This window comes from Streptomyces sp. NPDC001980, from assembly GCF_040296885.1.
Classification (GTDB): domain Bacteria; phylum Actinomycetota; class Actinomycetes; order Streptomycetales; family Streptomycetaceae; genus Streptomyces.
This window is the reverse complement of record NZ_JBEOYD010000012.1, coordinates 223277-249493: the sequence shown is the minus strand read 5'-3', so window position 1 is coordinate 249493 and position 26217 is coordinate 223277. Positions and strand designations below refer to the sequence as shown.

General features: G+C 70.8%; 26 protein-coding genes and 2 pseudogenes. 12 read left to right on the top strand and 16 right to left on the bottom strand.

What is annotated here, in order from left to right; translation table 11 throughout:
• From ABT137_RS20985 to ABT137_RS20970, 4 genes and pseudogenes are all read right to left on the bottom strand, one after another.
• Positions 1-71: pseudogene (locus tag ABT137_RS20985) on the bottom strand (hypothetical protein); the annotation flags it as partial.
• A gap of 173 nt (positions 72-244) precedes the next feature.
• Entirely contained in the window at positions 245-1465 is a 1221-nt protein-coding gene (locus ABT137_RS20980; protein ID WP_351710942.1) for an SPFH domain-containing protein, read from the bottom strand.
• Positions 1466-1477: 12 nt separating this feature from the next.
• Positions 1478-1726, bottom strand: coding sequence for an NfeD C-terminal domain-containing protein (locus ABT137_RS20975; RefSeq protein WP_351710940.1), 249 nt, complete (start codon positions 1724-1726; stop codon positions 1478-1480).
• A gap of 394 nt (positions 1727-2120) precedes the next feature.
• Complete coding sequence (locus ABT137_RS20970) at positions 2121-3512, bottom strand: AfsR/SARP family transcriptional regulator (protein ID WP_351710938.1); 1392 nt, start codon at positions 3510-3512, stop codon at positions 2121-2123.
• A gap of 177 nt (positions 3513-3689) precedes the next feature.
• Between ABT137_RS20970 and ABT137_RS20965 the strand changes: the two genes are divergently transcribed.
• Positions 3690-4511 (top strand): macro domain-containing protein, encoded by an 822-nt coding sequence (locus ABT137_RS20965; protein ID WP_351710936.1) that lies wholly within the window; start codon positions 3690-3692, stop codon positions 4509-4511.
• A 53-nt stretch (positions 4512-4564) separates the two neighbouring features.
• On the opposite strand, the gene ABT137_RS20960 is transcribed toward ABT137_RS20965, so the two are convergent.
• The 6 genes from ABT137_RS20960 to ABT137_RS20930 form a co-directional block, all read right to left on the bottom strand.
• Positions 4565-5269 carry a TIR domain-containing protein gene (locus ABT137_RS20960; RefSeq protein WP_351710934.1) on the bottom strand — a complete coding sequence of 235 codons (705 nt, stop codon included), beginning with the start codon at positions 5267-5269 and terminating at the stop codon, positions 4565-4567.
• 2 nt (positions 5270-5271) lie between these two features.
• Positions 5272-6882 (bottom strand): AbeC-like domain-containing protein, encoded by a 1611-nt coding sequence (locus ABT137_RS20955; RefSeq protein WP_351710932.1) that lies wholly within the window; start codon positions 6880-6882, stop codon positions 5272-5274.
• Between the two features lie 57 nt (positions 6883-6939).
• The gene (locus ABT137_RS20950) at positions 6940-7680 is read right to left on the bottom strand and encodes a hypothetical protein (RefSeq protein WP_351710930.1); all 741 of its coding nucleotides are present in this window, start codon (positions 7678-7680) and stop codon (positions 6940-6942) included.
• A gap of 359 nt (positions 7681-8039) precedes the next feature.
• Positions 8040-10442: an MFS transporter gene (locus tag ABT137_RS51055; protein ID WP_502984555.1), complete on the bottom strand. Its 2403-nt coding sequence runs from the start codon at positions 10440-10442 to the stop codon at positions 8040-8042.
• Positions 10443-10468: 26 nt separating this feature from the next.
• Positions 10469-11077, bottom strand: a complete 609-nt coding sequence (locus tag ABT137_RS20935; protein ID WP_351710928.1) for a TetR/AcrR family transcriptional regulator — start codon at positions 11075-11077, stop codon at positions 10469-10471.
• Between the two features lie 224 nt (positions 11078-11301).
• Positions 11302-12549 carry a CdaR family transcriptional regulator gene (locus ABT137_RS20930; RefSeq protein WP_351710926.1) on the bottom strand — a complete coding sequence of 416 codons (1248 nt, stop codon included), beginning with the start codon at positions 12547-12549 and terminating at the stop codon, positions 11302-11304.
• A gap of 200 nt (positions 12550-12749) precedes the next feature.
• On the opposite strand from ABT137_RS20930, the gene ABT137_RS20925 reads away from it, so the two are divergent.
• From ABT137_RS20925 to ABT137_RS20910, 4 genes are read left to right on the top strand one after another with little or no spacing between them, the layout of a single operon-like run.
• Positions 12750-13700: a substrate-binding periplasmic protein gene (locus tag ABT137_RS20925; protein WP_351710925.1), complete on the top strand. Its 951-nt coding sequence runs from the start codon at positions 12750-12752 to the stop codon at positions 13698-13700.
• 9 nt (positions 13701-13709) lie between these two features.
• Positions 13710-14474 carry an amino acid ABC transporter permease gene (locus tag ABT137_RS20920; RefSeq protein WP_351710923.1) on the top strand — a complete coding sequence of 255 codons (765 nt, stop codon included), beginning with the start codon at positions 13710-13712 and terminating at the stop codon, positions 14472-14474.
• Positions 14471-15268: an amino acid ABC transporter ATP-binding protein gene (locus tag ABT137_RS20915; RefSeq protein WP_351710921.1), complete on the top strand. Its 798-nt coding sequence runs from the start codon at positions 14471-14473 to the stop codon at positions 15266-15268. The genes ABT137_RS20920 and ABT137_RS20915 overlap by 4 nt, the downstream gene beginning before the upstream one ends.
• A complete protein-coding gene (locus tag ABT137_RS20910; RefSeq protein WP_351710919.1) occupies positions 15265-16581 on the top strand; it encodes an NAD(P)/FAD-dependent oxidoreductase in 1317 nt (438 codons plus the stop codon). The genes ABT137_RS20915 and ABT137_RS20910 overlap by 4 nt, the downstream gene beginning before the upstream one ends.
• 86 nt (positions 16582-16667) lie before the next feature.
• Here the strand turns inward: ABT137_RS20910 and ABT137_RS20905 are convergent, their stop codons facing one another.
• The gene (locus ABT137_RS20905) at positions 16668-17252 is read right to left on the bottom strand and encodes a fasciclin domain-containing protein (RefSeq protein WP_351710917.1); all 585 of its coding nucleotides are present in this window, start codon (positions 17250-17252) and stop codon (positions 16668-16670) included.
• 295 nt (positions 17253-17547) lie between these two features.
• On the opposite strand from ABT137_RS20905, the gene ABT137_RS20900 reads away from it, so the two are divergent.
• Positions 17548-17775: a hypothetical protein gene (locus ABT137_RS20900; protein ID WP_351710915.1), complete on the top strand. Its 228-nt coding sequence runs from the start codon at positions 17548-17550 to the stop codon at positions 17773-17775.
• Positions 17776-17864: 89 nt separating this feature from the next.
• On the opposite strand, the gene ABT137_RS20895 is transcribed toward ABT137_RS20900, so the two are convergent.
• The 3 genes from ABT137_RS20895 to ABT137_RS20885 all read right to left on the bottom strand — a co-directional run bounded on the left by ABT137_RS20895 (position 17865) and on the right by ABT137_RS20885 (position 20065).
• A complete protein-coding gene (locus ABT137_RS20895; protein ID WP_351710913.1) occupies positions 17865-18077 on the bottom strand; it encodes a hypothetical protein in 213 nt (70 codons plus the stop codon).
• A gap of 333 nt (positions 18078-18410) precedes the next feature.
• Positions 18411-19400: a tetratricopeptide repeat-containing protein gene (locus tag ABT137_RS20890; protein WP_351710911.1), complete on the bottom strand. Its 990-nt coding sequence runs from the start codon at positions 19398-19400 to the stop codon at positions 18411-18413.
• A 350-nt stretch (positions 19401-19750) separates the two neighbouring features.
• Complete coding sequence (locus tag ABT137_RS20885; RefSeq protein WP_351710909.1) at positions 19751-20065, bottom strand: S1 domain-containing protein; 315 nt, start codon at positions 20063-20065, stop codon at positions 19751-19753.
• 302 nt (positions 20066-20367) lie between these two features.
• Between ABT137_RS20885 and ABT137_RS20880 the strand changes: the two genes are divergently transcribed.
• Together ABT137_RS20880 and ABT137_RS20875 are read left to right on the top strand one after the other, a co-directional pair.
• Positions 20368-21090, top strand: coding sequence for a hypothetical protein (locus tag ABT137_RS20880; protein WP_351710907.1), 723 nt, complete (start codon positions 20368-20370; stop codon positions 21088-21090).
• A 121-nt stretch (positions 21091-21211) separates the two neighbouring features.
• Positions 21212-21682: a hypothetical protein gene (locus tag ABT137_RS20875; RefSeq protein WP_351710905.1), complete on the top strand. Its 471-nt coding sequence runs from the start codon at positions 21212-21214 to the stop codon at positions 21680-21682.
• Between the two features lie 307 nt (positions 21683-21989).
• Here the strand turns inward: ABT137_RS20875 and ABT137_RS20870 are convergent, their stop codons facing one another.
• Together ABT137_RS20870 and ABT137_RS20865 are read right to left on the bottom strand one after the other, a co-directional pair.
• Positions 21990-22442, bottom strand: a complete 453-nt coding sequence (locus ABT137_RS20870) for a nuclear transport factor 2 family protein (protein WP_351710968.1) — start codon at positions 22440-22442, stop codon at positions 21990-21992.
• Between the two features lie 2 nt (positions 22443-22444).
• Positions 22445-23299: an NmrA family NAD(P)-binding protein gene (locus tag ABT137_RS20865; RefSeq protein ID WP_351710903.1), complete on the bottom strand. Its 855-nt coding sequence runs from the start codon at positions 23297-23299 to the stop codon at positions 22445-22447.
• A 112-nt stretch (positions 23300-23411) separates the two neighbouring features.
• Between ABT137_RS20865 and ABT137_RS20860 the strand changes: the two genes are divergently transcribed.
• The 4 genes and pseudogenes from ABT137_RS20860 (at position 23412) to ABT137_RS20845 (ending at position 26141) form a co-directional block, all read left to right on the top strand.
• Complete coding sequence (locus ABT137_RS20860; protein WP_351710901.1) at positions 23412-24356, top strand: AraC family transcriptional regulator; 945 nt, start codon at positions 23412-23414, stop codon at positions 24354-24356.
• A gap of 240 nt (positions 24357-24596) precedes the next feature.
• Positions 24597-24803, top strand: a pseudogene (locus tag ABT137_RS51050) (transposase); the annotation flags it as partial.
• Positions 24804-24911: 108 nt separating this feature from the next.
• Positions 24912-25535 carry a hypothetical protein gene (locus ABT137_RS20850; protein ID WP_351710897.1) on the top strand — a complete coding sequence of 208 codons (624 nt, stop codon included), beginning with the start codon at positions 24912-24914 and terminating at the stop codon, positions 25533-25535.
• Between the two features lie 60 nt (positions 25536-25595).
• Positions 25596-26141 carry a hypothetical protein gene (locus ABT137_RS20845; RefSeq protein WP_351710895.1) on the top strand — a complete coding sequence of 182 codons (546 nt, stop codon included), beginning with the start codon at positions 25596-25598 and terminating at the stop codon, positions 26139-26141.
• Positions 26142-26217 lie beyond the last annotated feature (76 nt).

The window sequence follows — 26217 nt, the reverse complement described above, 5'->3', positions numbered from 1 at the left end:
GTATTTTTCGCTATTGTCATCATGTAATTTGCTTCCTCACAAGAAATAGCCATAGGCTTTTCACATAAAACATGTTTGTTTTTTACCCACCCCCGCGGGGGTGGGCGCGCCGGGCAGCGCCCCCGAAGGGGCGCGGGGCTGTATCAATATGCGGCTCCGCCGCGTAGGCGCGACCAGCCGCTACGGCGCCGCAGCCGATCGACGGCCTGTCGCGGCAGATGTCGCGGCGCTTCCGGCGAAGCGCTCAGTCCACGTCCACCGGACCGTCGTCCGACTTCCGCCCCTTGCCGGTGGGCAGCTGGAGCAGGCTGCTGCCGTTGCCCTCGTTCTCCCCGGAGCGGCGGCCGTCGGAGCGCTGTCCGTCGGGGCGCCGCCCGTCGGACTCCTGGCCGCCCAGGTTCTGCCGGACCGAGTCGAGGATCGTCAGGCCCTGCGACACCAGGCCGGCGGCGATCTCGCCGAGGCCGTCCGCGCCGTTGAGGACGTTGACGTTGGCACCCGCGAGGCCGCCGGCGGCCTCCTTGACGATCTGCGGGAGCTGGTCGATCAGCATCCGGTCGAGCGCGACCCGGTCGTACGACGCCGCCGCCTCCGCCTGGATCTTCATCCGCTGCGCCTCGGCGGCCGCGAGGATCCTGACCCGCTCGGCCTCGGCCTCGGCGGGCTTCACGACCTCGGCGACCAGCTGCTGCTGGCGCAGCTGGGCCTGGCGCAGGGCCAGCTCCGTCTGGGCGGCGAGCACCTCCTGCTGGGCGTGCGCCTGCGCCAGCGGTCCGGCCTGCGCGGCCTGCGCCTGGGCGCGGTCCACCTCGGCCGAGTACTCGGCCCTGACGATGGCGGTCTGCCGGGCGTACTCGGCCTGGTTGCGGGCCGCCACCTGCTCCGCCTCGACGGAGGCCTGGGTGGCCTGCGCCTGCGCGATCTGCGCCTGCCGCTGGATGGCGGCCTTGTGCGGGGCGGACATCGCGTCGATGTAGCCGGTGTCACCGTCGTCGATGGACTGGATCTGCAGCGAGTCGACGATCAGGCCGATCTTCGCCATCTCCGTCTTCGAGGTGTCCAGCACCTCCGCGGCGAGCTTCTGCCGCTCGGTGACGATCTCCTCGACCGTCATCGAGCCGATGATGGCCCGCAGGTGCCCGGCGAAGATCCGGCCGGTGAGCACCGACATCTGCTCCTGGTCGGAGAGGAACCGCTGGCCCGCGTTGATGATGCTCTCGTGGTCGTTGCCGACCTTGAAGGCGATGACCGCGCGGACGTGCAGCGAGATGCCCTGCTTGGTCACACAGGTCTCGGTGACCTCGGCCTCACACATGGACAGGGTGAGGAAACGGACCTTCCGTAGGACCGGCAGCACGAACTTGCCATGCCCGGTGACCACTCGGAACGGCGCGCCCCCCAGTCCCCGCCTGCCCCCCGAGATCAACATCGCCTCGTCGGGAGCGGGTACGCGGTATCCGAACATTCCTGTTTCTCCTCAGCTGGCCTCGGCACTGTCGCCGAGCGCGTCCAATGGATCCACCCACTCGATGACGCCGACCTCCCGGCATCCTCGTGATTCGATCACGAGCACCGTCGCGCCGACCGGCAGGGGCTCCTCCGACCAGGCGAGGAACGTTTCCGAGCCGCCCCTGACCTGTACCAGGACCTCGCCGGGCCCGGTGGCACCGCGGGTTTTGATGAGCACCTTCCCCGTGCAGCCGATCACGGCCTCGTCCTGCGGCATCACCGGCCGTCCTCCTCGTCCTGGCCCCATGATTCCGACGATAGACCCGATCCGTGCGGGACCCAACGGTCGGGGGAACCCGTCCTGTCCGACCGCCCGGTCACCCTGCCGACGCGGACCTCCGACACGTGGCTCACAGCGAGTACGACACCGCGGACGCGTCGACGGTTCCGGCGGACGCACAGCCCGTCCGGGGTTCCCGGAACCGGATCGGAAGCGGTTGGAGGGTGCCGGCGGAAGCGGCCGAGATGGTCTCGTGGACTGCGGTGAGGCCGGGCGAAGCGGCGCGAGGCGCGGACGGCGGGTGATGCCGCGAAGGGGGAACGGACAGATGCGGAGCAGCCCGCCGGCCCGGGGGACACGTCCGGGCCGGCGCCCGGTCTCACCGTCGTCGTCAGTCGGCCGCGCGCAGACCGAGCACCAGGTCCTCGAAGCGCTGCTCCACCGGGGCCAGGTCGGTCCGGGCCAGCTCCTGGGGCAGGATGACGATCCGGAGTTCGGGGGTCAGGGCGGGGTGGCGGCGGCAGGCCTCGATGAACGAGTCCACGATCATGGCGGCCAGCTGGCCCCGGTCCAGGTCGGTGACCCGGGCCAGGCCGGAGCCGATCAGCGGGACGGCGACCGGCTTGAACAGGCCGTTGACCGCCACCGAGGCCCACAGACTCTCCAGGCTCAGCCGCAGGTCGGCGTGGTTGGACCTGGCCACCAGGTCGTTGCCGAGCCGCGAGTAGGCCGTGGCGAACACCCGGCGGCCCTCGACCGGTACCACCACGGTCGTGCCCACCGGATAACGGACCCGGCGGCCCAGCGGCTTGGTCCGTACGGTCTCGGTGCCCACCGACTTCACCGCCCGCAGCCCCGCCCGCAGCCGGTCGTCCAGCAGGCGCCGCTTCCCGGCGAACAGCCGGTCGACGAGCTGGCTCTGCAGGCTCTCCCGGCTGATCACGAGGTCCTCGGCGGTCTCCGTGTCGAAGGTGTCGGAGAATCCGATCACCAGGTTGCAGTCCGCCTGGTCGAACAAGTCGCCGCGCACCAGCACCACATCGGCCCGCTGGCCGTCCAACGGCACCCGGTGGCGCAGCAGTTCGGCCCCGTGCCGGGCGCGCAGCTCCGCGCGCAGCGCGTCCAGGACGCGTGCGGCCTCGACGTCGTCGGGATGCTCGTGGGCGATCAGTTCGGCGACCGGCAGGGCGAGTTCGGGCCGTCCCAGGTCGGTCTGCACGCGCACCAGCTCACGACGGGCCGCGTCCTGAAGGGTGGTCAGGCGGCGGACGAAGGGCACCGCGAACCCCTCGCCGTTCACCTCGGCCAGCGGCCGGCCGCGCACCAGGGACAGCGCCTCGGACAGCCGGTGCGCGGCGGTGGCCGGGGGCGCGAGCAGGGCGTCGTTCACGATCGCGGTGAACCGCGCGCTGTCCAGTTCCTCGGGCCGCAGCACCAGACGGTAGGCGGTCTCCGGGCCCTGCACGGTGACCTGCTGCTCGGTGCGCAGGACCTCCGTCCCCGCGCTGTCCTGGCCGGGGGCGCCGGGGGCCAGTGCCCGCCGCAGCTCAAGGACCCGTTTCTGGACCTCGTTGCGGTTGCGCTGGTCCAGGTGGCGCGGCTCGTCCGCGAGTCCCCACACGTCGCGCCGCAGTTGCCGTACCGGCACCGCCTCACCGCCGGCCGCCACCAGGCGGACCAGCAGCCGTACGGTCAGCGGCGTCAGCCGGACCGGAACCCCGTCGACCTCGAGCTGGACCGGGCCCAGCACCTTCACCCGGATACGTGCTCTCGCACCGGCCATCCGCGTCGCCCCCCGGCGGTTCTGCGTCACTCTGCGTCAGCCATAGTGACTGAAAGATTATCATGATGTCTTGGGGAAGCCATGAGTTCGGGTGATTCCGCCGGACTGGCCCCGATGGGCCCGATACGGCCCCGGAGCCCCTTCCGGCGTGGTACAAGGCGTGCCCGGCAGGCCTTCGTGCGCGACACGATGGTGGCGTTCGGCGGGCTGTCCGCCGTGTCCCAGGTGGTGGGCCCGTTCGTGCCGCACGGCGCGTCCGGCGCGGTCGTCGGGCTGTCGGTGGGGGCCTGTCTGGGCTGGGGGCTGCTGCGGGCCCGTCCGGCGGTCCGGGTGCGGCAGGTGTTCCGGCGGCCCGACATGACGGTGGTCGTCGAGACGGGCGACCTGTTCGACCAGCCGGCCCACCTCGTCGTCGGCTTCTGCGACACCTTCGACACCCTGTCGGCCGACGGCCGGGTCATCAACGGCGACAGCGTGCAGGCGCAGCTGCTCGACCGCCGGTACGGCGGCGACGTGGACCGCCTGGACGCGGAGCTGGGCGCGGCGCTCGCCCCGGCCGAGCCCGTCGCGCGGGAGGCGCGGGCGGACAAGCCGCTCGGCAAGCTCGACCGCTACCCGGTCGGCACCGTGGCGGTGCTGGGCACCCGGCCGCGGCTGGTGTTCGGCGTGGCCTACAGCCGGATCGGCAACGACTACGTGGCCTCCTCCGGCGTGGAGGACCTGTGGCGGGGCCTGGCCGGGCTGTGGGACGCGCTGCGTACGCACGCCCAACTGGAGCGGGTGGCCATGCCGTTGACCGGTTCCGGGCTGGCGCGCCTCGGCCACCTCGACCGGGACAGCCTGCTCCGGCTGATCCTGATGTCCTTCGTGGCCCGCTCCCGGGAGGCCCCGATCTGCCGTGAACTGCGCGTCGTCGTACGGCCCGAGGAGCTGGAGGGCATCGACATGCGCGAGCTGGCCGCGTTCCTGGCCGCCCTGGCGTCGGGCCCGGAGCGGTAGCGCGCGAAGAAGGGGGCGAGGGCCCGCGGCCCCCGCCCCCCTCGTACGGTCCGTCAGGCCAGCCGGCGGTAGGCCGCCAGATTCTCGAAGTACGAGGTGTCACGCCAGTCCGGCCGGGTGTCGTCGAGGTCGCACTCGGCCCCCTTGAGCCGTTCGACGATCTTCGAGACGGCGGTCTCGGAGCCGTCGAAGCGGATCACGTTGCGGCCCCCGAGATCCGCGGCGGGCCGCACCTGGCCGACCTCCACGATGATCGTCCGCTCCGGGTAGGCCATCAGCGCCATGCCGAGCTCGATCAGCACGTTCTGCCGGGGCTGGCCGGTGTACTGGGTCTCGTAGGGCGGCTCGTTGTCGCCCAGCAGGTGCGGATGGAGCTTGGCGACGTCGTCCGGCGTGAGCAGCACGAGCGCCGCCTGCGCCTGCGCCAGCGCCTTCTCGATGACCTCGCCGAGGAACGGCGCGGTCCCCCCGGTGCTCCGCACCAGCCGCTCCCACTCCAGCGGGCGCAGGTCGAGCCGGCGCAGCAGCCCGAACATGGCCGTGCGCACCTCCTCGTCGCGGCCGTGCACGACGAAGACGCTGCGACTGCGGCCGTAGTCCACGCGGGCCTGCGCCGCGCGCGCCGCCTCCTGCTCGGCCTCCTGCTCGGCGGACCGCCCGTCCGGCTGCGGGGTGTTGTGGACGTTGTACCCGAAGTCGCGCTGCTCGCCGCCGAAGAAGTTCTGGCTGTTGGCGCCGCCGGTGTTTCCCTGGCTCATGGTCACGTCCCCGCTTTTCCTGATGAACCGCCGCTTGAGGGCTGGTAGTTGTAGCCGAAGTTGCTCTGCTGGCCGCCGAAGAAGTTCTGGCTGTTGTCGCCCAGCAGGATGTTGGTCTGCGCGCGGTTGTGCTCCTCAAGGTCCACATCGTGCTCGTGGAGGAACGCACCGATGTTCTCTAGCAGCCGGCGCTCGACGATCTGCATGTACTTCACCGCGTCGGACTGCTGGAAGAAGTGGTGGTACGTCTCGCTGGTGGCCAGTTCCCGGACGCTCGCCAGCGCACCGCAGTTGCGCCAGCGGTTGACGTAACGGCCGATCCGGAACTCGCTGGTGTCCGTCGTGCGGTCCGAGAGCAGTAGCGCGACCGCGGCCCGCCTGGCCCTGCTGACCCGCCAGGGCTCCGTCCACCGGGCCGCCCACGCCGGCAGGAACCGCTCCGGGACCAGCAGCAGCGGCCACAGCCACAGCGACATCCACCAGCGCACCATGGCCGTGAACATGTCCCACGCCACCCGCACCGCCAACCGTCCGTCGACGGCGGCGGGCAGCTGGTCCACGAGGTGGAAGTCCGCCACGAGCGGCCCGAGCACATAGGTGTAGAACTCGGTGTGCAGCGTGTCGCCCTTGATGTCGAACCCGACGAAGATCGAGGTCACCAGCTCCTCGTCCCACGACCCGACCCGCACGCACAGGTACTCGCGGGCCGCGTCGTAGTCCTCCCGCCAGTGGATGCCGGACAGGTCGTCCGCGCCGGGCAGGTCGGACCAGCCGGCGCCGGTGGTGCGGTCGTTGGTGCGGATCGCGGTGGTGAAGCGGCGCTGCTCGACGGTCAGCCCCTCGATCCGCTCGTCGGGGCCGGTCTCGTCGCGCAGGTCGGCCCGCAGCCGGGCGGCGACCTGGCTGGTGATCTCCGCCACGGTGAACGGGACGACCCGCCTGCGCTCGACGGTGTCGAGGTCGGGCGGGGTGCCGTCCGCGCTCTTGCGCGCCATGATCCGGGTCTTCGGGGCGCCGAGCAGCAACTGCGCGTTGGACCAGTCGCGCAGCGGCAGGCCCGCGCCGACGAAGGGCCGGTAGCCGCCGTAGAAGACCATTCCGCTGCGGCCGGCCTGCTCGTGGTCGATCTTGCGGGCGAGCGCGTCGGTCAGTTTGGCGTGCGCCGGGTAGGCGCCGTCGAAGCCGCCGTCCGGGCCGCTCTCCCGCACCCGGGTCATCAGGACGTGCAGGGTGACGATCCGGCGCAGATAGGCCGCCGCCCACGGCACCCAGCACAGCAGGACGACACCGAGGAACGGGTTGAGCGCCCCGTTGCTCAGCAGGACGAGGACCAGGACGTCCACGCCGGCCGCGACCGCCCACTGGATGCGGCGCAGCCGGCGCGCGGCGAGGGAGTGGGCGAGGACCGACACGGCGTCGTAGCCGTAGGAGGGCGCGACGACCCGCCACCGCCTGTGGAGCAGCTCCCGGATGACGGCGCGCCGGTAGCCGGTGTGGAGGTAGGCGCCGGCGGACAGCAGCCGGGTGGCTCTGGTGCGCGCGTACGCGCGGTGTTCCGGCGGCTCCTGCGGTGCCGGGCCGGGAGGACTGGGGTCGAGTACTTGTGTGGCCATGGTGGTTCAGCGCTCCGCTCGTGCGGGCGCACCCCGGCGGGCACGCCCCGGTGGGTGTCAGCCGGTCTGGGTGGCCGTGCCGCTGGTGATCACGCCGTCCTGGACGGTGTAGGTGGCGTCGTACGACTTCGTCGTGCCGTCCGTCTGCAGGGCTTCGAGGATCACCTGCACCTGGTCGCCCGCCACGGACACGACGGAGACGGTGTCCTGCGCGGTGGTGGCGTAGCCCGAGACGAAGCTGTCGTAGCTGGAGTCGAGGTTCTTGCCGCCGAGATTCCACGCGGTCCGGTAGTCGTGGGTGCTGATCGCCGCGAAGTAGGCGGTGACGACGTCACCCGGTCCGCCGGTCGAGGTCGCGCTCGGGGTGGCGGTGGCGGTGTCCGTCGGGTCGCCGTAGTAGCCGTCGGTCGCGGTCGCCTCGGGGGTGCCGGTGTCGCCGTACGGCCATGCGGACGCCGTCGTCGGGTCGGCATAGGCCGGCTGGTCGTCCGTACCGGCCGTACCGCCGCTGTCCGAGCCGGAGGTGTCCGAGCCGGAGGTGCCGGAGCCGAAGAAGCCGGAGTCGGAGCCGGAACCGGATGTTCCGGACGACGACGACCCGGACGACCCCCCGGCCAGGCCGCCGATCAGGGCCAGGAGCAGGGCGAGCAGCAGGGGCGTGGCGATGACCACGAGCCCCCAGGTGCGGGCGGGGCCGCCCGGCGGTATCAGCCCCGGGGCCTGGTAGGAGGGCGGCGCACGATGGGTGGACAGCGGGTCGGGACGCCCGGCGGGCGGCGTCGGCTCTGCATCGGTCATGGGGATCTCCAGCGGTGACGGCAGTGCACCGCGCCCCGCCCCGGCCGTCCTGAGCGGACGGTGAACAGCGGGGCAAGGCAAGGCGGTTGACGTCTACGAGGTGACCAGCGTCACCGCTTCCGTGGCCAGAACCGAGCTGCTTCCGATCCGCTTCCGGCCCGCTCCGGAGCCCTTCGGGGCGCCTGTTTCCGCCGTCCGCGTCCCAGAAACGCCACGACTTCCCGCCGGCCGCCGGGACATCACCGGGATCCGGCCACCGACTCCCGTGCGGTACCGCTCGGCAACGCGGAAGAGCCGGGCGCCGCGGGTGTCGTACCCGTGCCGCCCGGCTCTGCCGGGGAGGTTCCGCCGGCCGGGTGTCAGCCCAGCGGTCCGGACTGCCGGGTGTCCTCCCGCCCGGTCTCCTCGTGGGCGAGGTAGAGGTCGAAGCCGTCCTGCCCGGTGCCGTTCAGCCGGATCGGGGCGGCCACCGGCGGGTAGCCGGAGGCGACCACCGTGTACTCGGTGCCGGGCAGGTCCGGGAAGGCGTACTCGCCGTCCTCGCCGGTGGTGCGGGAGGCGACCACGTTGCCGGCCGAGTCCAGCAGGGCCACCCGGGCGTCGGTCAGGGGCGAGCCGTTCCTGCCCCGGACGGTGCCGCGGACCGCGGCGGCCGGAGCGAGGAGGATGTCCTGGGCGGCCCCGGTGTCCCCGACGGTCACCACGACGGCGGTGGGCCGGTGGCCCTCGGCGCTCACGGTCAGGACGTACTCCCCGGCGACCAGTTCGCCGAGACGGTAGCCGCCGTCGGCGCCGGTGACCGTGGAGTCCGCCACCTCGCCGAACGGGTCGGTCGCGACCACCAGGGCTCCGGTCACCGGGAGGCCGCCGGAGCGGACGCTGCCGGTCATACCGGTGGTGGCGGCCAGCACCAGGTTGTACTCGACCGGGGAGCCGCCCACCGTGAGGGTGGCCACCTGCGGCTGACGCCCGGCGGCCGAGCCGACCAGGACGTACGAGCCCGCGGCCGGGACGGCCACCGCGTAGTGGCCCGCGGGGTCGGCGACGGCGTGGCCGAGCTGACGCCCCGTCGGGTCGATCAGCGTGACCACGGCGCCCGGTGCCGGCACACCGCCGCCGGCCGCCAGGACCCGGCCGCTCACCATCAGCCCGGCCGGATCCGGCAGACCCATGGTGGTCGCGGTCCGGGGCTGGACCAGGCGCACGGCCCCGTCCGTGCCGTTCTCCTCGAAGGCGGCGCGGGGGGCGGTGTCCACGGCCGGTGCCTGGGCCGTCGGGCTGCCCTTGCGGTAGAGCACCGCCGCGAGGACGGCCGCCACGACGAAGAAGCCGGCCGCCCACCAGTAGGCGGTGGCGTAGCTGTGCAGCGCGGCATTGGCCTTCACCAGCGGGGTCACCGGGTGGTGGTCCTTGACGTAGTCGGTGGCCGAGGTCGCCGCCAGGGTGGAGAACAGCGCGGTGCCGATGGAACCGCCGACCTGCTGCATGGTGTTGGTGGTCGCCGAGGCGACGCCCTGGTCCTGCGGCGCGACGCCGAGGGTGGCCAGGCTCATCGCGGGCGGCATCACCATGCCGATACCGGCGCCCATGATCAGCAACGGCGCCAGCACGTCCGAGGTGTAGGCGGAGTGCAGGTCGAGCCTGGTGAGCCAGACCATGCCGGCGGCCGCGAGCAGCGCGCCGACCGGGACGATCGGCTTGGCGCCCACCCGGGGTACCACGACGATGGTGGCCAGCTGCGCGAACACCATCAGCGCCCCGATCATCGGGAGGAAGGCCAGACCGGTCTTGACCGGCGAGTAGTGCAGCGTCTCCTGCAGGTAGTAGGTCAGGAACAGGAAGATCCCGAACATGCCCGCGCCGGTGACGAACACCGAGAGGTAGGCGGCCGCACGGTTGCGGTCGGCCAGCACCCGCAGCGGCAGCAGCGGATGGCTGGTCCGGGTCTCCCAGAACGTGAAGAGAGCGAGCAGTACGCCACCGGCGGCCAGGAAGGCCCAGACCATCCAGTTGCCCCACGGGTGGGTCTCGGCGTTGGCGAAGCCGTACACCACCGAGAACATGCCGCCCGCGGCGAGGACGGTACCCAGCGTGTCCAGCCGGGGACGCTCGGCCTTCGCGGGCCGGCGGACGAACACCACCGTGCCGATCACCGCGACGACCGCGATCGGCAGGTTGACGTAGAGGGTGTACCGCCAGTTCAGGTGCTCGGTCAGCAGGCCGCCCAGCAGCAGGCCGATGGCACCACCGCTGCCGGCGATCGCACCGTAGACGCCGAACGCCTTGGCGCGTTCCTTGGCGTCGGTGAAGGTCGTGGTCAGCAGGGACAGTGCGGCGGGCGCGAGCAGCGCGCCGAACACACCCTGGACCGCCCGGCCGACGATCAGCATCGTCAGGTTCTGCGAGACACCGGCCATCGCGGAGGCGCCGGCGAACCCGATCAGGCCGATCAGCAGGGTGGTCTTGCGGCCGAAGAAGTCCGCGAGCCGGCCGCCGAGCAGCAGCAGGGAACCGAACGCCAGCGAGTAGGCGGTGACCACCCACTGCCGGCCGTCGTTGGAGAAGCCCAGGTCGCGCTGGGCGGACGGCAGGGCGATGTTCACGATCGTCGAGTCGAGCACCACCATCAGCTGGGCGAGGCCGATCACGGCCAGCACCATCCACCGGTGCGGTGCCTGGTGCCTGGCACCGCGGGCCGACGAGGACTGGGCCGGCGCGACGCCGGGGTGCGCGTCGAGGGAGTCGACAGAAGTGGATGACATGAGGGGGCTCTCCGGAAGCGAGTGGATCATGTGCTGGTGAGCACCGGAAGAATCACGGTGTCCAGGAAGTGCGTGAGGTAGTCGGCGTCGGTCTCGCGCCGTTCCACGAGGGGCCGGGCGAGGGCCGCGCCGATCAGCAGGTGCGGGAGGCGGGCGGCCGTGGGGGAGTCCGGTGGGATCTCGCCGCGGGCCACGGCCCGCTCGACGATCTCCCGCAGCGCTCTCAGCTCCGGTTCGACGACTGCCTCGTGCATCGCCTCGGCCAGGTCGGGATTCCTGTGCAGCGCGGGAGAGATGATCCGGGCGAGTTCGACGTCCCTGCGTGCCCCGGTGAAGCGCCGGGCCAGCTCGTGGAGATCGCCCGTCAGCGAGCCGGTGTCCGGTCCGCCCGGGTCGAAGGGCTTGCAGTGCCGGAGAGCCGCGGCGACCAGCCGCGGCTTGCCCTGCCACTGCCGGTAGAGCGTCGCCTTGCTGCAGTGCGAGCGGGCGGCGACGTTGTTCATGGTCAGGGCGTCGTAGCCGGACTCGCGCAGCCCGTCGAGGACGGCGTCGTAGAGCTCGCCCTCGCGTTCGGGAGTGAGCCTGCTCCGGCGGGGCGTCGCCCCGGTTTCCGCAGCTGCCTGTGGAGCGCCCATCCGACGACACCTCGTTCCTGAGCCTCGGGGCCGTCGGCCCACTAACTGATCGAAACCGTTTCGTACACTTGGAGGCTAGGCATTCCGCGAGCGAAATGCAAAGCATTTGGTCGACGTCACATTCGAGGCTGATCAGCGCGGTGACGGCGCCCGGCCACCCCTTTGCTATGGCTTTGCTCTCCCCTTGCTGATCGGGGGAGGAGGGGCGTCTCCGCCGGTCCCGCTCAACGCCCCCTGCGGCGCCGTCGCACGGTGGCGTCGGTGCCGCCGCCCAACTGGTCCGCCAGGCAGGCGAGGTAGAGCGCCATGGCGGTCCGGGGCGCGCGCAGTGGGCGGCCGGTGATCTGCTCGATCTTGTTCATCCGGTAGACGACGGTGTTGCGGTGGACGTGCAGGGCCTCGGAGGCCCTGACGAGGTTGAACCCGTTCTCGCACCAGGCGGTGATCGTGTCGCGGAGCGCCGGCCAGTCCGGCTGGGTGCGCAGGTCCGCGGTGGTGAGGTCGACCAGCCGGTTGCGGGCGGACTGCCCCACCGCGGTCAGCACCTGGTGGACCCGCAGATCGGTGATGAGGTGGACGGCCGCACCGCCCGCCACGCGGGTGCCGAGGCGCAGCGCCTCGCACGCGTCCTGGTAGGAGTCGTGCAGCCCGCCGACGGAGCCGGCCGGCTCGCCGATGCCCGCGCGGGCGGCCAGGCCGTCCTGGGCGGCGATGACGTCGGTGACGCGGCGGCAGTCGGCGGCCAGGGACTCCGTGGAGCCGTCGGCCGGCAGCCGGTGCAGGACGCCGATCCAGCCGGGGGCCGTGGCGGCGATGATGTCCTGGGGGTCGGCGAAGACCTCACCGACGGTGCGCAGCAGTTCGGAACGGACCAGTGCCAGGGCGGGGGCGGATTGGCGGTGCGCGCCCTGGCGGTACACGGTCTGGGGGGTCTGGCGGTGGGTGGCCGTGGCGGGCACGGTCACCTCGAACACCACCGCGACCCGCCGCAGCCGCAGGTCGAAGCCGAGTTCGGCGGCCCGGAAGGCGAGGAAGTCGCCCTCGACGACCTCGGGGTCGTAGGCGGCGATGTCGGCCAGCAGCTTCTCGCCCGCGCGCTCGGCCAGCAGCCGGGAGCGCAGCATCACGGACTCCCGCAGCAGGATCTCCGTCTGACGCTTCACCAGCAGCCCGAACCGCCGGACCTGGGTCGGCGTCCCGGTGATCCCGACCGTCCCCACCGCCTGCCCGCCCGCGATCAGCGGCAGCGTCATGCCGGGGCGTACGCCGCGCAGCTGCTGAGCCTGGGACGCGTTGTGCGTGGCGGGCTCCTGGGTGCGGATGACCTCGACGGACGCCTCGTGGAAGGTGCCGACGCGGCTGCTGTCGCCGCTGCCGATGACCATGCCCTCCGCATCGGTGATCAGCACGTTGAAGCCGATGACGGCGGAGGTGTCCCCGGCGATCTCCTGCGCGAGTGACGGGCTCAGCACGGGCGTTCCTCCCGTCGCGGGGCGGGCCGGGCTTGGACGCACCGTACAGGGGAGGGAACGATTCCAGCCACAACTGTGTACGAAGTGACCGGTGACGTACGACGGGCCGCTCCTTAGCGTATGGCCCCAATCACCTCCCCGCCGGGGGCACAACGCGGTGAACGGCGGGCTCCCTCAGCCGGAACGGAAGGCTCGTGCCGATGATCCGTGTGCGCTCCATCGCCGCCTCTTTGTCAACATTCCTCCTGCTTTCCTCCGTCGCCGCCTGCGGCTCGGGCGGTGACGACGCCCCGAAGAACGTCTCCGCCAAGACCGCCGCGCTGGGCACGCTCACGCCCGGCGTCATCAAGGTCGCCGTCGAACCGTACGCGCCGTACACCACCGTCCAGGGCGGCAGGATCGTCGGCCTGGACGGCGACATCCTCGCCTACGCGGCCAAGAAGCTGGGCCTGGAGATCAAACCGCAGGTGACGGACTTCGCCGGCATGCTCGCCGGGGTGCAGTCCCGCCGGGTCGACATCACCATCGGCGGGGTCGCCTGGTCCGCCGACCGGCAGAAGCAGGGCCTGTTCACCGACCCGCCCTACTACTCGCCCCCGGCGATGGCCGTCCGCGACGGCAGGACCTACAAGACGGTCGACGACCTGGAGAACCTGAACCTCGGCACGGTCGAGGGCTACGTCTGGGTCAAGTCCATCCAGGCCGTACCCGGCGCCAAGCTCCACGCCTACCCGGACGCCAACGGTGTCTTCGACGACCTCGGCGCGGGCCGCATCGACGTCGGCTTCCTCGACCCGCTGCTCATCATCGCGGCCCAGAAACAGCGCCCGGACCTGAAGATCAGCACCGAGTACCTCACCCCGCCCACCGCCGCACAGGTCAAGGCCGAGCCCGCCTACTCCTACTTCCAGCCGTACCAGACCGGCTTCTACCTCCCGAAACAGGAACCGAAGCTGGAGAAGGCGATCTCCGCGCAGATCGACGCCATGTACCAGAACGGCGAACTGGCGAAGCTCATCAAGAAGTACGGCGGCGATCCCGAGCAGTTCCTCAAGCCCTCGGCCGGCATGGCCGCCGCGCGCCGGGGCGTCGACCGGCCCGCCGACTGGACCCCGCCGACCATCGGCTCCGCCGGCTCCACCGGACAGTGAGGGGATGACATGTCCGGCTTCTTCGGCTTCCTCCAGGTTCCCTGGTCCGACTACCGACCCGACCTGACCGCCGCACTCGGCCGCACCGTCTCCTACACCGTGGTCAGCTTCGCCGGCGCGGTCGTCCTCGGCCTGGCGGTGGCGCTGCTCCGGCTGAGCCGGGTCTGGCCCGCACGGGCGCTCGCCGCCGTCTACACCGAGGTGTTCAAGAACGTCCCCCTCCTCGCCATCATCTTCCTCGCCTACTTCGGCCTGGCCTCGGCCGGCATCCGGCTCGACGTGTTCACCGCCGGCTGCCTGAGCCTCGTCGTCTTCTACGCCGCCTACCTCTCCGAGATCTTCCGCTCCGCGATCAGCGGGGTGCCCGCCGGGCAGACGGAGGCGGGCGAGGCGCTGGGCCTGGGCCGGGCGGGCATCTTCGGCCACGTGGTCCTGCCGCAGGCCGTCCGGCTGGCCCTGGCCGGCACCAACACCATGCTCGTCGACCTGCTGAAGTCCACCTCGCTGCTCGTCACCATCTCCGCCGCCGAGCTCATGTCGGAGGGGCGGCTCATCACCTCGGCCACCTTCCGGGCGCTGGAGGTCTACCTGGTCATCTCGGCCATCTACTTCGCCCTGTGCTACCCCCTCTCCCAGCTGCTCCTGCTGCTGGAACGGAAGGTACGGGCCGGCGTCCCCCTGTCCCCCTGGCGACGGCGGCGGATCCGCGCCGCCCGCGCCCTGCTCGCCGCCGACCTCGGCGCGGGAACCGACCGGAAGGAGGCGGTCGTATGACCGAGCCCGTCACCACCACGCACACCTCTGTGCCGGCGCCCCCCGCCGAGGCGGTCGTACGCATCCGGGGTCTCCGCAAGGCCTTCGACGGCCGTACGGTCCTCGACGACGTGAACCTGGAAGTCGACCGGGGCAGCATCGTGAGCGTCATCGGGCAGAGCGGCGGCGGGAAGACGACGCTGATGCGGTGCGTCAACCTGCTGGAGTCCCCGGACGCGGGCACGGTCGAAGTGGCCGGTGAAGTGGTGCACCAGGGCGGCCGGAAGATCTGCCGGGACCTGCCCCGGCTGCGCCGCACCGTCGGCATGGTCTTCCAGAGGTTCAACCTCTTCCCGCACCTCACCGCCGTGGAGAACGTCGTACTGGCCCAGCGCAAGGCCGGTGTCCCCGAGCAGGAGGCACTGGAGCGCGCCGTCACGCTGCTGCGCCGGGTCGGCGTGGCCCACCGCGCCCTCGCCCAGCCCGAGCAGCTCTCCGGCGGCGAACAGCAGCGCGTCGCCATCGCCCGGGCTCTCGCCCTCAAGCCCGAGGTACTGCTCTTCGACGAGCCCACGTCCTCCCTCGACCCGGAGGCCACCCGGGAGGTGCTCGGCGTGATGCGGGAACTGGCCGCGGACGGCATGACGATGCTGCTGGTCACCCACGAACTCCCCTTCGCCCGCGAGGTGTCCGACCACGTGGTCTTCGTCGACCGGGGCCGGATCGTGGAGGAGGGCGCACCGCAGGACGTCCTGGACCACCCCGCCCAGGCCCGCACCCGGGAGTTCCTCGCCGCGTACGGATCCGCGTCATGAGCGGCGTGACCGGCGCGTCCGGCGCGCCCGGCACGCGCGGTCTTGTGGGCGACGGCCCCGTGGTGGTGGTCGGGGGCGGCGTGGTGGGCCTCTGCACCGCCTACTACCTGGCCGAAGCCGGCGTCCCCGTGGAGGTCGTCGAGCGGCGCGCCCTGGCCTCGGGAGCCTCCCGTGGCAACGCGGGCTGGGTCTGCCTCAGCCACTCCACCCCCGTCCCGGCCCCCGGCGTCGTGCGCTACGCCCTGCGCTCACTGGGCCGCCCGGACTCACCCCTCTACCTGCGCCCCCTGCCCGACCCCGCGTTCGCACGGTGGCTGTGGAGGTTCTGGCGCAGCAGCACACCCGCCGCCTTCCAGCGCGGCTACACGGCGATCGCCGAGCTGAACCGCGACACCTTCGACCTCTTCGACGGCCTGCGCGCGGCCGGGGTCGACACCACCCTGACCCGCCCCGGCATGGTGCACGCCTTCCTCTCCCCGGCCGAGGCCCGCCACCACCTCGCCGTCCAGCGGGAGATGGCCGACGGCCGCTACCCGCTGCCCGACGACGTCGTCACCGGGTCGGCGGCGCGGCTGCTGGACGAGGCGCTGTCGGACGGGGTGCACGCGGCGTACCTCGTCGAGGGGGAGGGCGTGGTCGACCCGGAGGCGTTCGCCCGCGCGCTCGGCGAGACGCTCGCCGCGTCGGGGGTGAAGCTCCACGAGAACGCGGAGGCCACCGGGTTCCGTACCTCCGGGGGCCGGGTCACCGCGCTGCGCACCAAACAGGGCGACGTGCCCTGCGCGGCCGTCGTCATCGCGGCAGGCATGCGCTCCTCGACCCTGCTGAGCCGCCTCGGGCATCCGCTGCCCCTCCAGGCGGGCAAGGGCTACAGCTTCTCGGTCGACCTGGACCCGGCGCCCCGGCACACGCTGTATTTCGGCGAGCGCCGGGCCGTCGCCTCACCGATCGGCACCACCACCCGCATCGGCGGCACGATGGAACTCAGCGGCAACAACAACCGCCTCGACTGGCGCCGCGTCGTCGCCGTCGCCCTCGCCAGCCGGCACTACCTGGGCCGCTGGTTCGACGACCCCGACGACCTGGTCGGCCTGATCCGCGACCCCTGGGTCGGCGGACGGCCCTTCCTCCCCGACGGCCTCCCCGTCATCGACCGCGTCCCGGGCCACGACAACGCCTACGCGGCCACCGGCCACGGCATGCTCGGCGTCACCCTGGGCCCGGTCACCGGCCACAACCTCACCCGGTACGTCCTCACCGGCCGCCGCCCCGAGGCCCTGACCCCCTTCCGCTTCGACCGGCTCCGCCGCTGAACTCCGAGTCACGGTGCGGCACTCGGCTCCAGGTGCGGACTCCAGGTACGGACTCCAGGTACGGGGAGCGGACTTCAGGAGCGGGGTCAGGACGGTGGCTGGAGGACCTCGTCGATGACGTAGACGGTGGCGTTCGCGGCCTTGATGTTGCCGCAGACGATGTTCGCCGTGCCGTTGACCTTGAAGTCGGTGCCCGAGCCCGACGTGGTCAGTTTGCTGCCTTCCACCGTCTTGAAGGAGCCGTGGGAGAGCTCGTCCGGGGTGATCTGCCGGTCCACGACGTGGTAGGTCAGCAACTTCTTCAACTGCCCCTGGTCGGCGAGGATCGAGGCGAACTGCGCCACGGTCGCCGCCTGGAAGGCCTGGTCGTCGGGGGCGAAGACGGTGATGCCGGGCTTCCCGTCGAGGGTGCCGTTCAGATGCGCCCTGACCGCGGCGGAGACCAGATGGCTGAGTTGCGGATACGCGGCCGCGGCCTCCACGACCTTGTCCTTGGCCGTGCCGACCTTCTGGGCGAGCGCCGCACAGCCGGAACCGAACGTGCCCGACGGGCTGGGAGACGCGTCCTGCGCGTGACTCTGCGACGCCGTGCCTACCAGCGCCAGCGGGACGGCGACCAGGGCTGCCGCCGTGGCGTTCGCCGCGCGCATGCGCATGCGGGTGAACCTCATCGCAACCTTCCTCCCGTGGAGGTGTGAACACTGCAGAGGTCTGGACTGCGGTCTGGCCTGCGGTCTGGACTGCGGAATTCTTCGTTTCCGGGGGCGGGACGGGGTGCGGCTGCTGCGCCATGGCCTCGGGGCATCGTCACCCGGCCACTCAGCGAGCGTATCCAGCGGCAGCCGATGACCGCATCTCGAAGCCCGGACGCGGCGGACGCACGGCCGGGCAATCGTGTGCCCTGCCGGGGAGCTGTGGCGAACACGCGGTTGTGACACGCTGTCTCGACGAACATGAGGGGGGAGCATGACCGACCGCCGTGCGCCGTGGTGGTTGTGGGCCTGCATGGCGGCGTCGTTTCTCCTCGGAGTCAATGGGATCGCGGCTCCCCTGCTCGATCCCGAACCGTGGTGGTCCTGGTTGCCGCACCTGCTGCTGGGCGTGGTGCTGGTCGTCAACGCAGGCGTCCTGTTCGCGGAAGCCCGCCGCAACCCGCGACGGAGATGGAAGAAGCGCAGTCTTCCGCCGCTGTGAGGCCCGCGTGCGCCTACGGCGGTCGCCCGGCATCCCGGCTCCCGGCTGCTCGGCTCTGTGGGCCCTGGGGCGGGCCCGCCCTCCCGGCCTCAGGGGTTGCGGCAGTCGGAGTCGTCCCATGCGCGATGCGCGTAGGGGCCTTCGTGCGCCTTGCCGCACACCCAGTCGGTGAGCCACTGCGCGAGCGACTGCCCGAGTGGCGCAGGGGCGTGCTGTATGCAGCACAGGTTGGGATCCCAGTCCCACATCTGGCCGTCGGCCGTACGGAACCCGAAGCCACCGTTGGCGACCTCGAGATACATCCGCCGCAACAACGCCGGCATCGGATGCCCCACCACCCGCTCGAAGGCGAGGACATCGGCAGCGGATGCGCTTGTCGACGCCGCTGTGAGGTACGGGCGAGGTCCATTCGCACCGGGGACGACGCCGGTCGTCGGCTGATCGACTCGCGCTCCTGTTTCCACCGAAAGACCATGGAAACCGGCACACCTCAGCCTGAGGAGGGATGCGGCGATGGCGTCGGCAGAAGGACAGGGGGCCGCCCTTCAGACGATCCATCTCGATCGGGGAAAGACGTCGAAGTCCTTGACGTGTTCACGAGTCAGCCGGTCCGTCCCGAGCAACTCCAGGCCGGTTCAGGGCGCCGTAGGGCTCGTTGCCCGCTCCAGTAGTTCTCGGGCATCGCGGACGCACGCGTGGTCGGGGCTGAACAGTTCCGTGAGAGCAGTGATGGTGTCGCGGGCGACCTGGGCCGCCTCGTCGTGGCGTTCGAGGCCGAGGAGAGCCTCGGCCATGGGGACACCGGCCGTGTGGACCTCGGCGGCGTCGTAGTGCAGAGAGGGGTTGTAGGCCCGGCGGGCACTGGTCACGCCGTCGAGGGCCTCGGCGTAACGGCCTTGCGCGCTGAGTGCGTGGGCGAGGCTCAGCTCCAGGGAGAAGACCAAGTCGCCTCTGCCGTCCTGGCGCGCCCGCATGGCCGCCAGGGCTTGGCGTGCGGCCGACTCCGCCTCCTCCGGCCGCCCTTGGCGGGTGAGGGCGTAGGACAGTGCGTGTGTCGCGGTCCACCGCACGAAGAGGCCGATGGGCGCGCGTGTGAACACGCTCCGCTCGATGATGGCACGCGCATCGGCTTCGGCCTCTGCGAACCGGCGCAGGTGACACAGTTCGGGGGAGCGCAGGGCCCGCACGATGAGCCACGCCGAGCTGAGCTCATCGACGTGTTCCCCGAGCTGATCGCCGACGATTTCGTACTCGCGAGCGGCTTCCTCGTGACGGCCCAGACGGGACAGGCTGGCGGCGTGCAGTCGCAGCAGGCCCGGAGTGGCCCGGTCGGTCAGGGCCTGGCCCCGGATGGTCCGAAGTCGCCGGAAACCGGCCTCCGCCTCGGCTACGAGGCTGGTGTGGAGGATGAGTGCGACGCTCAGGTGGTGCAGGGCCAGCTGCGTCGCGCGATGCCCGTCACCGAGGCGGCTCTCGGCTTCGGCCAGGCACTCACGTAGCTCGGCCCGAGCCTCTTCCGCAGTCGCGTTCGCCCCGCCTTTGGAGACGGCCCGCTCGATGCGTCGTACGAGAGCCTCTGCCTCCAGGGCCGCCGTGTCCGCGCGCCGTCGCTTGAAGATCCCCACCCTGTCCTCCCCCTGACTCTCCGAGTCGGCCCTGATCCTGCCATGCAGCCTCCCGACGACGGCCCGGCGGGCCCACACCACACGGAGAGGGCTCGACGGCTGTTTCGCTCCGCGTCCGTCCGCCGGCTCGGGACAGCAGTCGGCTACCCCACATCGGTCGCTGAACGGTGAAGGGAGCTGATCCCGCGGTGCCCTTGCGATGGCAGCCCACCGGGAGAGGGCCTGCTCGAAAATCCTGCTCTCTGCCCGCAGGCGTGACGGGCGCCTACGCGGCATGGCCCTTTCGGCTGTGCGTCATGAACGGCAGTCAACGGCAGTCCGGCAGACAGAGCTGCGGCGACCAGGGGGGATCAGCCGGGCACGTGCCATTCATCGAGGCGGATCTTCACCTGACGGTTGTGGTCCACGTGCCAGATCACCTCACCGGCGACGGTGGCGCCGAGGACAGGCAACTCCATGCCGTGAGGCATGGCCGTGATCTCGGCAAGACCGATTGCATTCGGCACGCCATCGAGGAGGAGGAAGACCCCGAACGGCTGTCGGCCGATGACCCGTCCGCTGACGTGAGATCCAAGGGGTAGTGCGGAGACTGTTGCCGGCCAGCTCCGGTCTATGACATCCGAGGCCGGCACCAGGGAGCGGTCCGGCCAACTGAACTCGGGCATTGGCCAATCATGGTCAGAGCGAGGGGCGTTGTCGACACGAGGGCGCAACACCTCATCGCGCTGCCGCGCGGGACCACCACGCTTTCCAACTGTGTTGGCGGAGTGCCGGGCTACGTGCCGGTGCGTTCACCTGGGTTCACCTGGGTTCACCTGGGTTCACGGCTGGCCGGCCCGTGGCCGGCAGCGGTCTTCTGGTCTCGGCCGTACGCCGGCGAACGACGGTGAACGAGACGGAAACCGAGACGGGGCGGCCGCCCCTCGAACCCCGAGGCGATGTCCGACCCTCGTGCCATCATCCTCACGTGCTGAAGATCCCCGGTTACGAAGGTGGCCCTCTGGTGCGGGGCACTGCTTACCTGGACGATCCGTTGTTCTGGCCCGTGCACCTCGGCTCCTGCTTGCGCGACGAGGATGCACAGCGAGCCGCGTTCGGCGCCGACTGGGACGCGGCAATGGAGCTTTATCACGTGCTGTCGGCCGAGCGGGAGTGGCCGGTGTTCAGCGTGCCTCTGTCCTCGGGGCACACGATCCATGTCGTCTACCGCAACCTCGAGGGCGACCGCGGAGTGGATTACCTGATACATCACCCGGCGTGGCCCGCAGCGGAAACCCTCGCCGTGGACGACGGTCACTTCATGGGGCCCGGCATGGCCTGGCCGGAGTTGCTGTCCACTGCCCGACAGCCGGCCACGGAAGGCGTTGACGACCCCGACGCCCGTCTCCTGCTGCTCTTCCCGACACTCGGCGACGCACGACTTCCCGACGACGCAGCCGCTGCCCTCACCACCGCCCTCACGGCACTCACCGTGATCGAAGAGACCGCCGACGTGGCGAGCATGCTTCTGGAGAACCAGGGCCAGTGGTCTCCTGCTCACTGGCGGCTGGCGGACGGCATCTGCGTCAACGACGGTGGGCACTCGTATCGCAACCCCGGCAACCCCTTCGCTCTGCCCGAGGACCGCCTCTCGGAGATCAGCCGTGTTTTGAACGGCCCGGAAGCAACGGCTCAGCGGACATCCGGCTGAAACTCCGAGCTTGGGAAGCTTGGGTGATGCAGAGGCGGGGGTCTTGCTGCATCTGGCACGGTTCTGGCACGGCACGTAACTCTGTGGCCGTAGTGCGGTGTCCCGCCTGATGATTGGTCTCATGGATGCTGTCGTTCAGCGGGTACGCACATCGTGGACGAAGAAGTCGCGCGGCGGCCCTGGAGCGGCCCGCAGAAACGCCGCACCAACGGCCTTCTCGCTGCCTCCGGGCCTGAGTGCCGCCCTTCACGAGGTTGCCATGCAGGAGTCCGATTCCTTCGAGCCCCGCATGCAGGTGCGGGATCTGTCGGCACCCGGGACCATCCTTCGCGAGGCCGACGGGCTGCTGCGCGTGGACCCGCCGGAGGTGAGCCTGTTTGCCATGCCACGACGCAATCGGCGCCCGCCTGCGGTTCGTCTTGCTCCCGGCCAATGGCTGCAATGGCAGATCAACTATCGGTTCGTCGGCAGTTGTGGCGGGGCCTGGTCCTATCGACTGGAGACGTTCAACATCGTTTACGGCTCTGCGACACCCGATGTGTTTCTGGGCGTGCCGACGCGCCGTGTGGACGAGCGTCGGGCTCTGCGCTGAACTCCGCGGCGCCGAATCCCCTGTGGCCCGACAAGGCGATCACAGCAGCTACCGCACCCACGACTCCGGCCCCAGCCCCCGCAACCTCGCGGCAGGCGGCCGCCCGCACCAGGACGGGCAGAGGTGGCAGATTCACGGGTTTCGACAGCGCCTGTTCAGCGATTCCGGAGGCGTCCGCGGAGGGCGCTGTTCGATGTTCACGAGAAGGGACAGCAGTGCCGACCTGCGGCCGCCGTCCTCGCCAGGCCCATGCCGGGCCGAGGGCGGCGGTGCGCTTGGCCACTTCGGCAGGCCGTGGTTCGCCCCGTCAGTGTGGCTCTGCCGGCCAGCCGAGGGCTTGGAAGACGGCGATGGGGTCGAGGTAGTCGCGCCAGTGCGTCACCTGGCGGTCCTTGATGGTGATCACGGAGACGAAGTGGTTGTCGTAGGCGCGTTGGGTGCGGACGGCGCGCCCGTGGACGGCGTACTCCAGGACGACCACGGACTTGTCGGTGTCGTGGTGGACTGCCAGCTCGTCCGCGTCGGCCAGGACCATCGCGTCGCCGTAGTTGCGGTACAGGTCGGCGACCGCGCGCCGTCCCTCGACTCGGCGCGGGTAGCCGGGGACGGAGACCACGTACTCGGTCACGACGTCCTCGGCCAGGATGTCGAAGAAGTGCTCCCCGTCGACCAGACCCGCCAGGCCCTCCTGGATGATCCGGAAGAACGGGTCCAGGGCCGCGAAATCCTCAAGGTTCTCGATAGGGCTCTCGCCGGACATGGTCACGCGGCCGCCGTTGCGGTCCAGGCGCGGGCGTTGCGCTGCGCGAACTCGCGGAAGGTGGTCGCCTTCTGGCCGGTGACCTTCTCGATGTCGTCGTTGGGCGTGGAGCCGTGGCCGGTGATGATGGTGCCGGTCAGCCACCGGAGCATCACCGCGTAGTCGGCGGGCACGATTCCGGCGGCGACGGCGCCGCCGATCCATGCCTCGGGGTCGAGGTCCTGGTGCGTGACGGGCTGTCCGGTCACGGCGGTGATGATGCCGGCGACCTCACCGACCGTGAGTGCCTGCGGGCCGGTGGGCGCGTAGCAGGCCCCGGCGTGGGCTTCGGGGGCGAGTAGCGTCTCGGCCGCGACGGCGGCGATGTCGGCCGCGTCCACGAAGGCTTCCGTGCCGCTTCCGGTGGGGACCGTGATCGCCCCGTTGATGACGGGCAGGTGGTCGTCGGTGAAGTTCTGCATCACCCAGGCGGGCCGCACGACCGAGTGGGTGAGGGTCGAACGGGCGGCCAGGTCGGCTTCGACGGCCTTGAGATCGATCTGCGGCGGTACGTCTTCGGCGCCGTAGGTGCTCAGGTAGGTGACGTGGCGAACGCCGGCGGCTTCGGCGAGGTCGAGGAAGGCCGCGACCTGGTCGGCATATGTGACCCGCATGGTGGGCGTGACGAGGTAGAGGTTGTCGATGCCGCGCAGGGCGTCGGCGTGGGTGGCCGGGTTGTCCCAGTCGAACGACACGTCCGTGCCGTGACGGGCCGCGGTGCGGACGTTCCGTCCGCGCTCGATGAGTCTTTTCGCCAGGAGCGAGCCGGTGCGGCCGGTGCCGCCGAGAACGAGCGTGGTCTGCAGTGATTCCGTCATGGATCCATCGTGAGAGAGGCCACAGGAGCGGATCAATGCGCGAATCGCTCGCTCTTTTACGTCAAACGCTCTGATCATTGCCCACGGCGATCGCCCTGCTGATACTGGTCGTATGGACCTACTGCGTGATCACCTCGCGCGGGCTCGCGCCGGCGGCGCGGTGTTCGCCCGTACGGTCGCCGAGCCCCCGTGGGGTCTGCGGCTGGCCGGCACGATCCAGCTGTCCGTGCACACCGTCGTCCGGGGCCGGGGATGGCTGTGGTTCGACGCCGACGCCCCGGGGCGCGCGGTGGAACTCGTGCCCGGCGAGGTGACCCTCGTACGCGGCGGCACCGACCACTACATCGGCCACGAGCCCGGCACCGACTGCCTCGAACCGGAGGATTTCCGGGCCCGGCACGCTACCGACGGGGAGTCGGACAGCCCCGGGGCGACCGTGTTCCTCTGCGGCGCATACCGGTTCTCCGGGGACATCGGCAACGGGCTGCTCAAAGCCCTGCCGCAGGTCCTGACCCTGCAAGCAGCCGTCGGCGATCCGCTGAGGGACGTGATCGCCCTGCTCTCCCACGAGCTCGCCAACCCCGAACCGGGCCAGCCCACCGTGCTCGACCGGCTCCTCGACGTCCTCCTGGTACTCGCCATCCGCAGCGACTTCCGCCGCAGCCCGAACGCACCCCGCTGGTACCGCGCCTTGGCCGACCCCCGTCTGAGCGCCGCGCTCCAGGCCATGCACGAGGACGCAGGCCACCCCTGGTCCGTCCCCGAACTCGCAGCGATCAGCGGCCTGTCCCGGGCCGCCTTCGCACGCACCTTCCACGAGGCGCTCGGCCAGACCCCCATGCAGTACCTGACGGACTGGCGCATGGCCCTCGCCCGCGACCACCTGCGCACCGGCGAACTCGGCATGGCAGGCATCGCCCGGAGCGTCGGCTACAGCTCGCCCTACGCATTCGCCGCCGCCTTCCGCCGCCATCACGGCGAACCACCCGGTGCCTGGCGACAACGAGAGGTGGCGCGCGACAGGGAACTCCAGCCAAGCGGCCCCCACATCCACTGACACCCAGAAACCTCTCCCGCGACAGCCTGGGGGCCCGCATGCCAGGACCAGTTCACCCCCACAGTGCTGTCCAGACTCCTGAACTCGAGCGGTCACCGCGCTGGCACAGCTCGACGATCTCGGCCTTGCGCTCCGGCGAGGACGAACGGTAAGCCCGAGGCGCCTCCTTCCCCAGGCTCTCCACGATGGACAGCTCTTCGAGGCAGAAGCCCTGATCTCAAGTGTCCGCCAAAGCGGATCAAGCACACCGACAACTGGCGCCGCCGCTACGGACACCGCGCCCGCGTCGAGGGCACCGTCTCCCAAGCAGTCCACGCGTTCGGCCTGGGCGGATCCCGCTACCGCAGCATCGTCAAGACCCGCCTGCAGCACCGCCTCACCGGCGGCGCCATCAACCGGGCGCGACTCGACGCCCGGCTCACCGGCCACCCCCTCGCCCGTGCACGCCTGGCCGGTTTACCACGACTGGGTGAATCCCGCAGGTAAGCGGCAACCGAACGCCATCTTCACATGTCACACATCTTGCTTTCGACAGCAGACACCTCAGGGGGACCCATGAGTAACCAGCAGCCGCAGCATCCCGGATGGGCCGGCCCGCAGCAGCCCTACGGCCAGGCCCCCCAAGGCCAGCAGCCGTACGGGCAGCCGCCGTTCCAGCCGCAGCCGCCGAAAAAGGGACCCGGCGCAGGGAAGGTCATCGGTCTCGGCTGTCTCGGCCTCGTCGGCGTGGCCGTCGTCCTCGGCATTGCCGCCGCGGCCGTCGGCGGCAGCGGCTCGAACGACGCCAGCAGCATCGCCTCGAAGCCCACGTCCACCACCACGACCGGCAACAAGACGGCTGCCGGTGCCAAGGGCGACAGCAAGAAGGCGGGTGCCCCGAAGACCGTCGTCTTCAAAGTCTGGGGGACCGCCCCGGCCGGAGCGCTCGGCGGTCTCGACATCAACTACGGCTCCGACAGCGACACCCGCAAGGGGGTGTTCAAGGACGGCAGGTTCGAGGCCACCCTGCCCCTCAAGAAGGGGGCGATGTACTACACACTCAACGCCCAGCTGCAGGGTTCGGGGGACATCAACTGCAGCGTGACCGTGGACGGGCAAACGAAGTCCGGGCATGCGTCGGGCGGCTACAACATCTGCGACGCCCAGCTCAGCAGCGACTTCATCGGGGGCTGGCAGTAAGAGCGACGGCGGATTCCCGGCCGTCCGTCCTCGAACCGAACAACCACCCCTGGGGGAACCATGACCGACGCCGGCCCACCGCCGATGCCGTCGTACAGCCCGACACCACCGGTGAAGAAGTCCCGCACCAACCTGATCATCACGGCTTCAGCCGCCGCCGTCATCGCGGCGGTCGTCGGCACCGGAATGGCCGTCGTGCATTCCGGCTACGGCAGTAAGCCGGCCGTGGCCGCCGAGCCGACGGGCAGCGCCACGGAGGCGGCCGCCACGGAGACACCGTCCCCCACGCCGTCGTACGACGAGGTGACCGCCGACAGCTTCACCATCGAGCTGAAAACCACGAAGCGGCAGTGTTTCGGGACGGCCGGGTGCAATGTGACGGTCGAGCCGGAGCTCACTTACCTGGGGGACAGCGAGGCCATCGCCCCGGACGCCGTGTACGAGATCACTTATGAGATCCATGGTGACGAGTCCGGCCCGGTCATCGCGACAGCCGAGCTGCCGGACCGGACGAGCCTGAACTACACGCCGTCCATGATCAGCACTGCTTCTGCGGGCACGAACGTGTCCGTGGAGATCACCGACGTCACAGCTCAGGGAGGATGAGGCGTCGAAGGCCGGGTGCGCAGCGGCCTTGCTTCACGGCGTGCGAGCGTTGTTCGCGTCTGAAGTGACCTGCGGT

What these genes read in the sequence shown, in the direction of transcription:
- ABT137_RS20980 (WP_351710942.1), bottom strand. Translation starts at nt 1,465, where the DNA reads ATGTTCGGATACCGCGTACCCGCTCCCGACGAGGCGATGTTGATCTCG.
- ABT137_RS20975 (WP_351710940.1), bottom strand. Translation starts at nt 1,726, where the DNA reads ATGCCGCAGGACGAGGCCGTGATCGGCTGCACGGGGAAGGTGCTCATC.
- ABT137_RS20970 (WP_351710938.1), bottom strand. Translation starts at nt 3,512, where the DNA reads ATGGCCGGTGCGAGAGCACGTATCCGGGTGAAGGTGCTGGGCCCGGTC.
- ABT137_RS20960 (WP_351710934.1), bottom strand. Translation starts at nt 5,269, where the DNA reads ATGAGCCAGGGAAACACCGGCGGCGCCAACAGCCAGAACTTCTTCGGC.
- ABT137_RS20955 (WP_351710932.1), bottom strand. Translation starts at nt 6,882, where the DNA reads ATGGCCACACAAGTACTCGACCCCAGTCCTCCCGGCCCGGCACCGCAG.
- ABT137_RS20950 (WP_351710930.1), bottom strand. Translation starts at nt 7,680, where the DNA reads ATGACCGATGCAGAGCCGACGCCGCCCGCCGGGCGTCCCGACCCGCTG.
- ABT137_RS51055 (WP_502984555.1), bottom strand. Translation starts at nt 10,442, where the DNA reads ATGTCATCCACTTCTGTCGACTCCCTCGACGCGCACCCCGGCGTCGCG.
- ABT137_RS20935 (WP_351710928.1), bottom strand. Translation starts at nt 11,077, where the DNA reads ATGGGCGCTCCACAGGCAGCTGCGGAAACCGGGGCGACGCCCCGCCGG.
- ABT137_RS20925 (WP_351710925.1), top strand. Translation starts at nt 12,750, where the DNA reads ATGATCCGTGTGCGCTCCATCGCCGCCTCTTTGTCAACATTCCTCCTG.
- ABT137_RS20920 (WP_351710923.1), top strand. Translation starts at nt 13,710, where the DNA reads ATGTCCGGCTTCTTCGGCTTCCTCCAGGTTCCCTGGTCCGACTACCGA.
- ABT137_RS20915 (WP_351710921.1), top strand. Translation starts at nt 14,471, where the DNA reads ATGACCGAGCCCGTCACCACCACGCACACCTCTGTGCCGGCGCCCCCC.
- ABT137_RS20910 (WP_351710919.1), top strand. Translation starts at nt 15,265, where the DNA reads ATGAGCGGCGTGACCGGCGCGTCCGGCGCGCCCGGCACGCGCGGTCTT.
- ABT137_RS20905 (WP_351710917.1), bottom strand. Translation starts at nt 17,252, where the DNA reads ATGAGGTTCACCCGCATGCGCATGCGCGCGGCGAACGCCACGGCGGCA.
- ABT137_RS20900 (WP_351710915.1), top strand. Translation starts at nt 17,548, where the DNA reads ATGACCGACCGCCGTGCGCCGTGGTGGTTGTGGGCCTGCATGGCGGCG.
- ABT137_RS20895 (WP_351710913.1), bottom strand. Translation starts at nt 18,077, where the DNA reads ATGTATCTCGAGGTCGCCAACGGTGGCTTCGGGTTCCGTACGGCCGAC.
- ABT137_RS20885 (WP_351710909.1), bottom strand. Translation starts at nt 20,065, where the DNA reads ATGCCCGAGTTCAGTTGGCCGGACCGCTCCCTGGTGCCGGCCTCGGAT.
- ABT137_RS20875 (WP_351710905.1), top strand. Translation starts at nt 21,212, where the DNA reads ATGGATGCTGTCGTTCAGCGGGTACGCACATCGTGGACGAAGAAGTCG.
- ABT137_RS20870 (WP_351710968.1), bottom strand. Translation starts at nt 22,442, where the DNA reads ATGTCCGGCGAGAGCCCTATCGAGAACCTTGAGGATTTCGCGGCCCTG.
- ABT137_RS20865 (WP_351710903.1), bottom strand. Translation starts at nt 23,299, where the DNA reads ATGACGGAATCACTGCAGACCACGCTCGTTCTCGGCGGCACCGGCCGC.
- ABT137_RS20860 (WP_351710901.1), top strand. Translation starts at nt 23,412, where the DNA reads ATGGACCTACTGCGTGATCACCTCGCGCGGGCTCGCGCCGGCGGCGCG.
- ABT137_RS20850 (WP_351710897.1), top strand. Translation starts at nt 24,912, where the DNA reads ATGAGTAACCAGCAGCCGCAGCATCCCGGATGGGCCGGCCCGCAGCAG.
- ABT137_RS20845 (WP_351710895.1), top strand. Translation starts at nt 25,596, where the DNA reads ATGACCGACGCCGGCCCACCGCCGATGCCGTCGTACAGCCCGACACCA.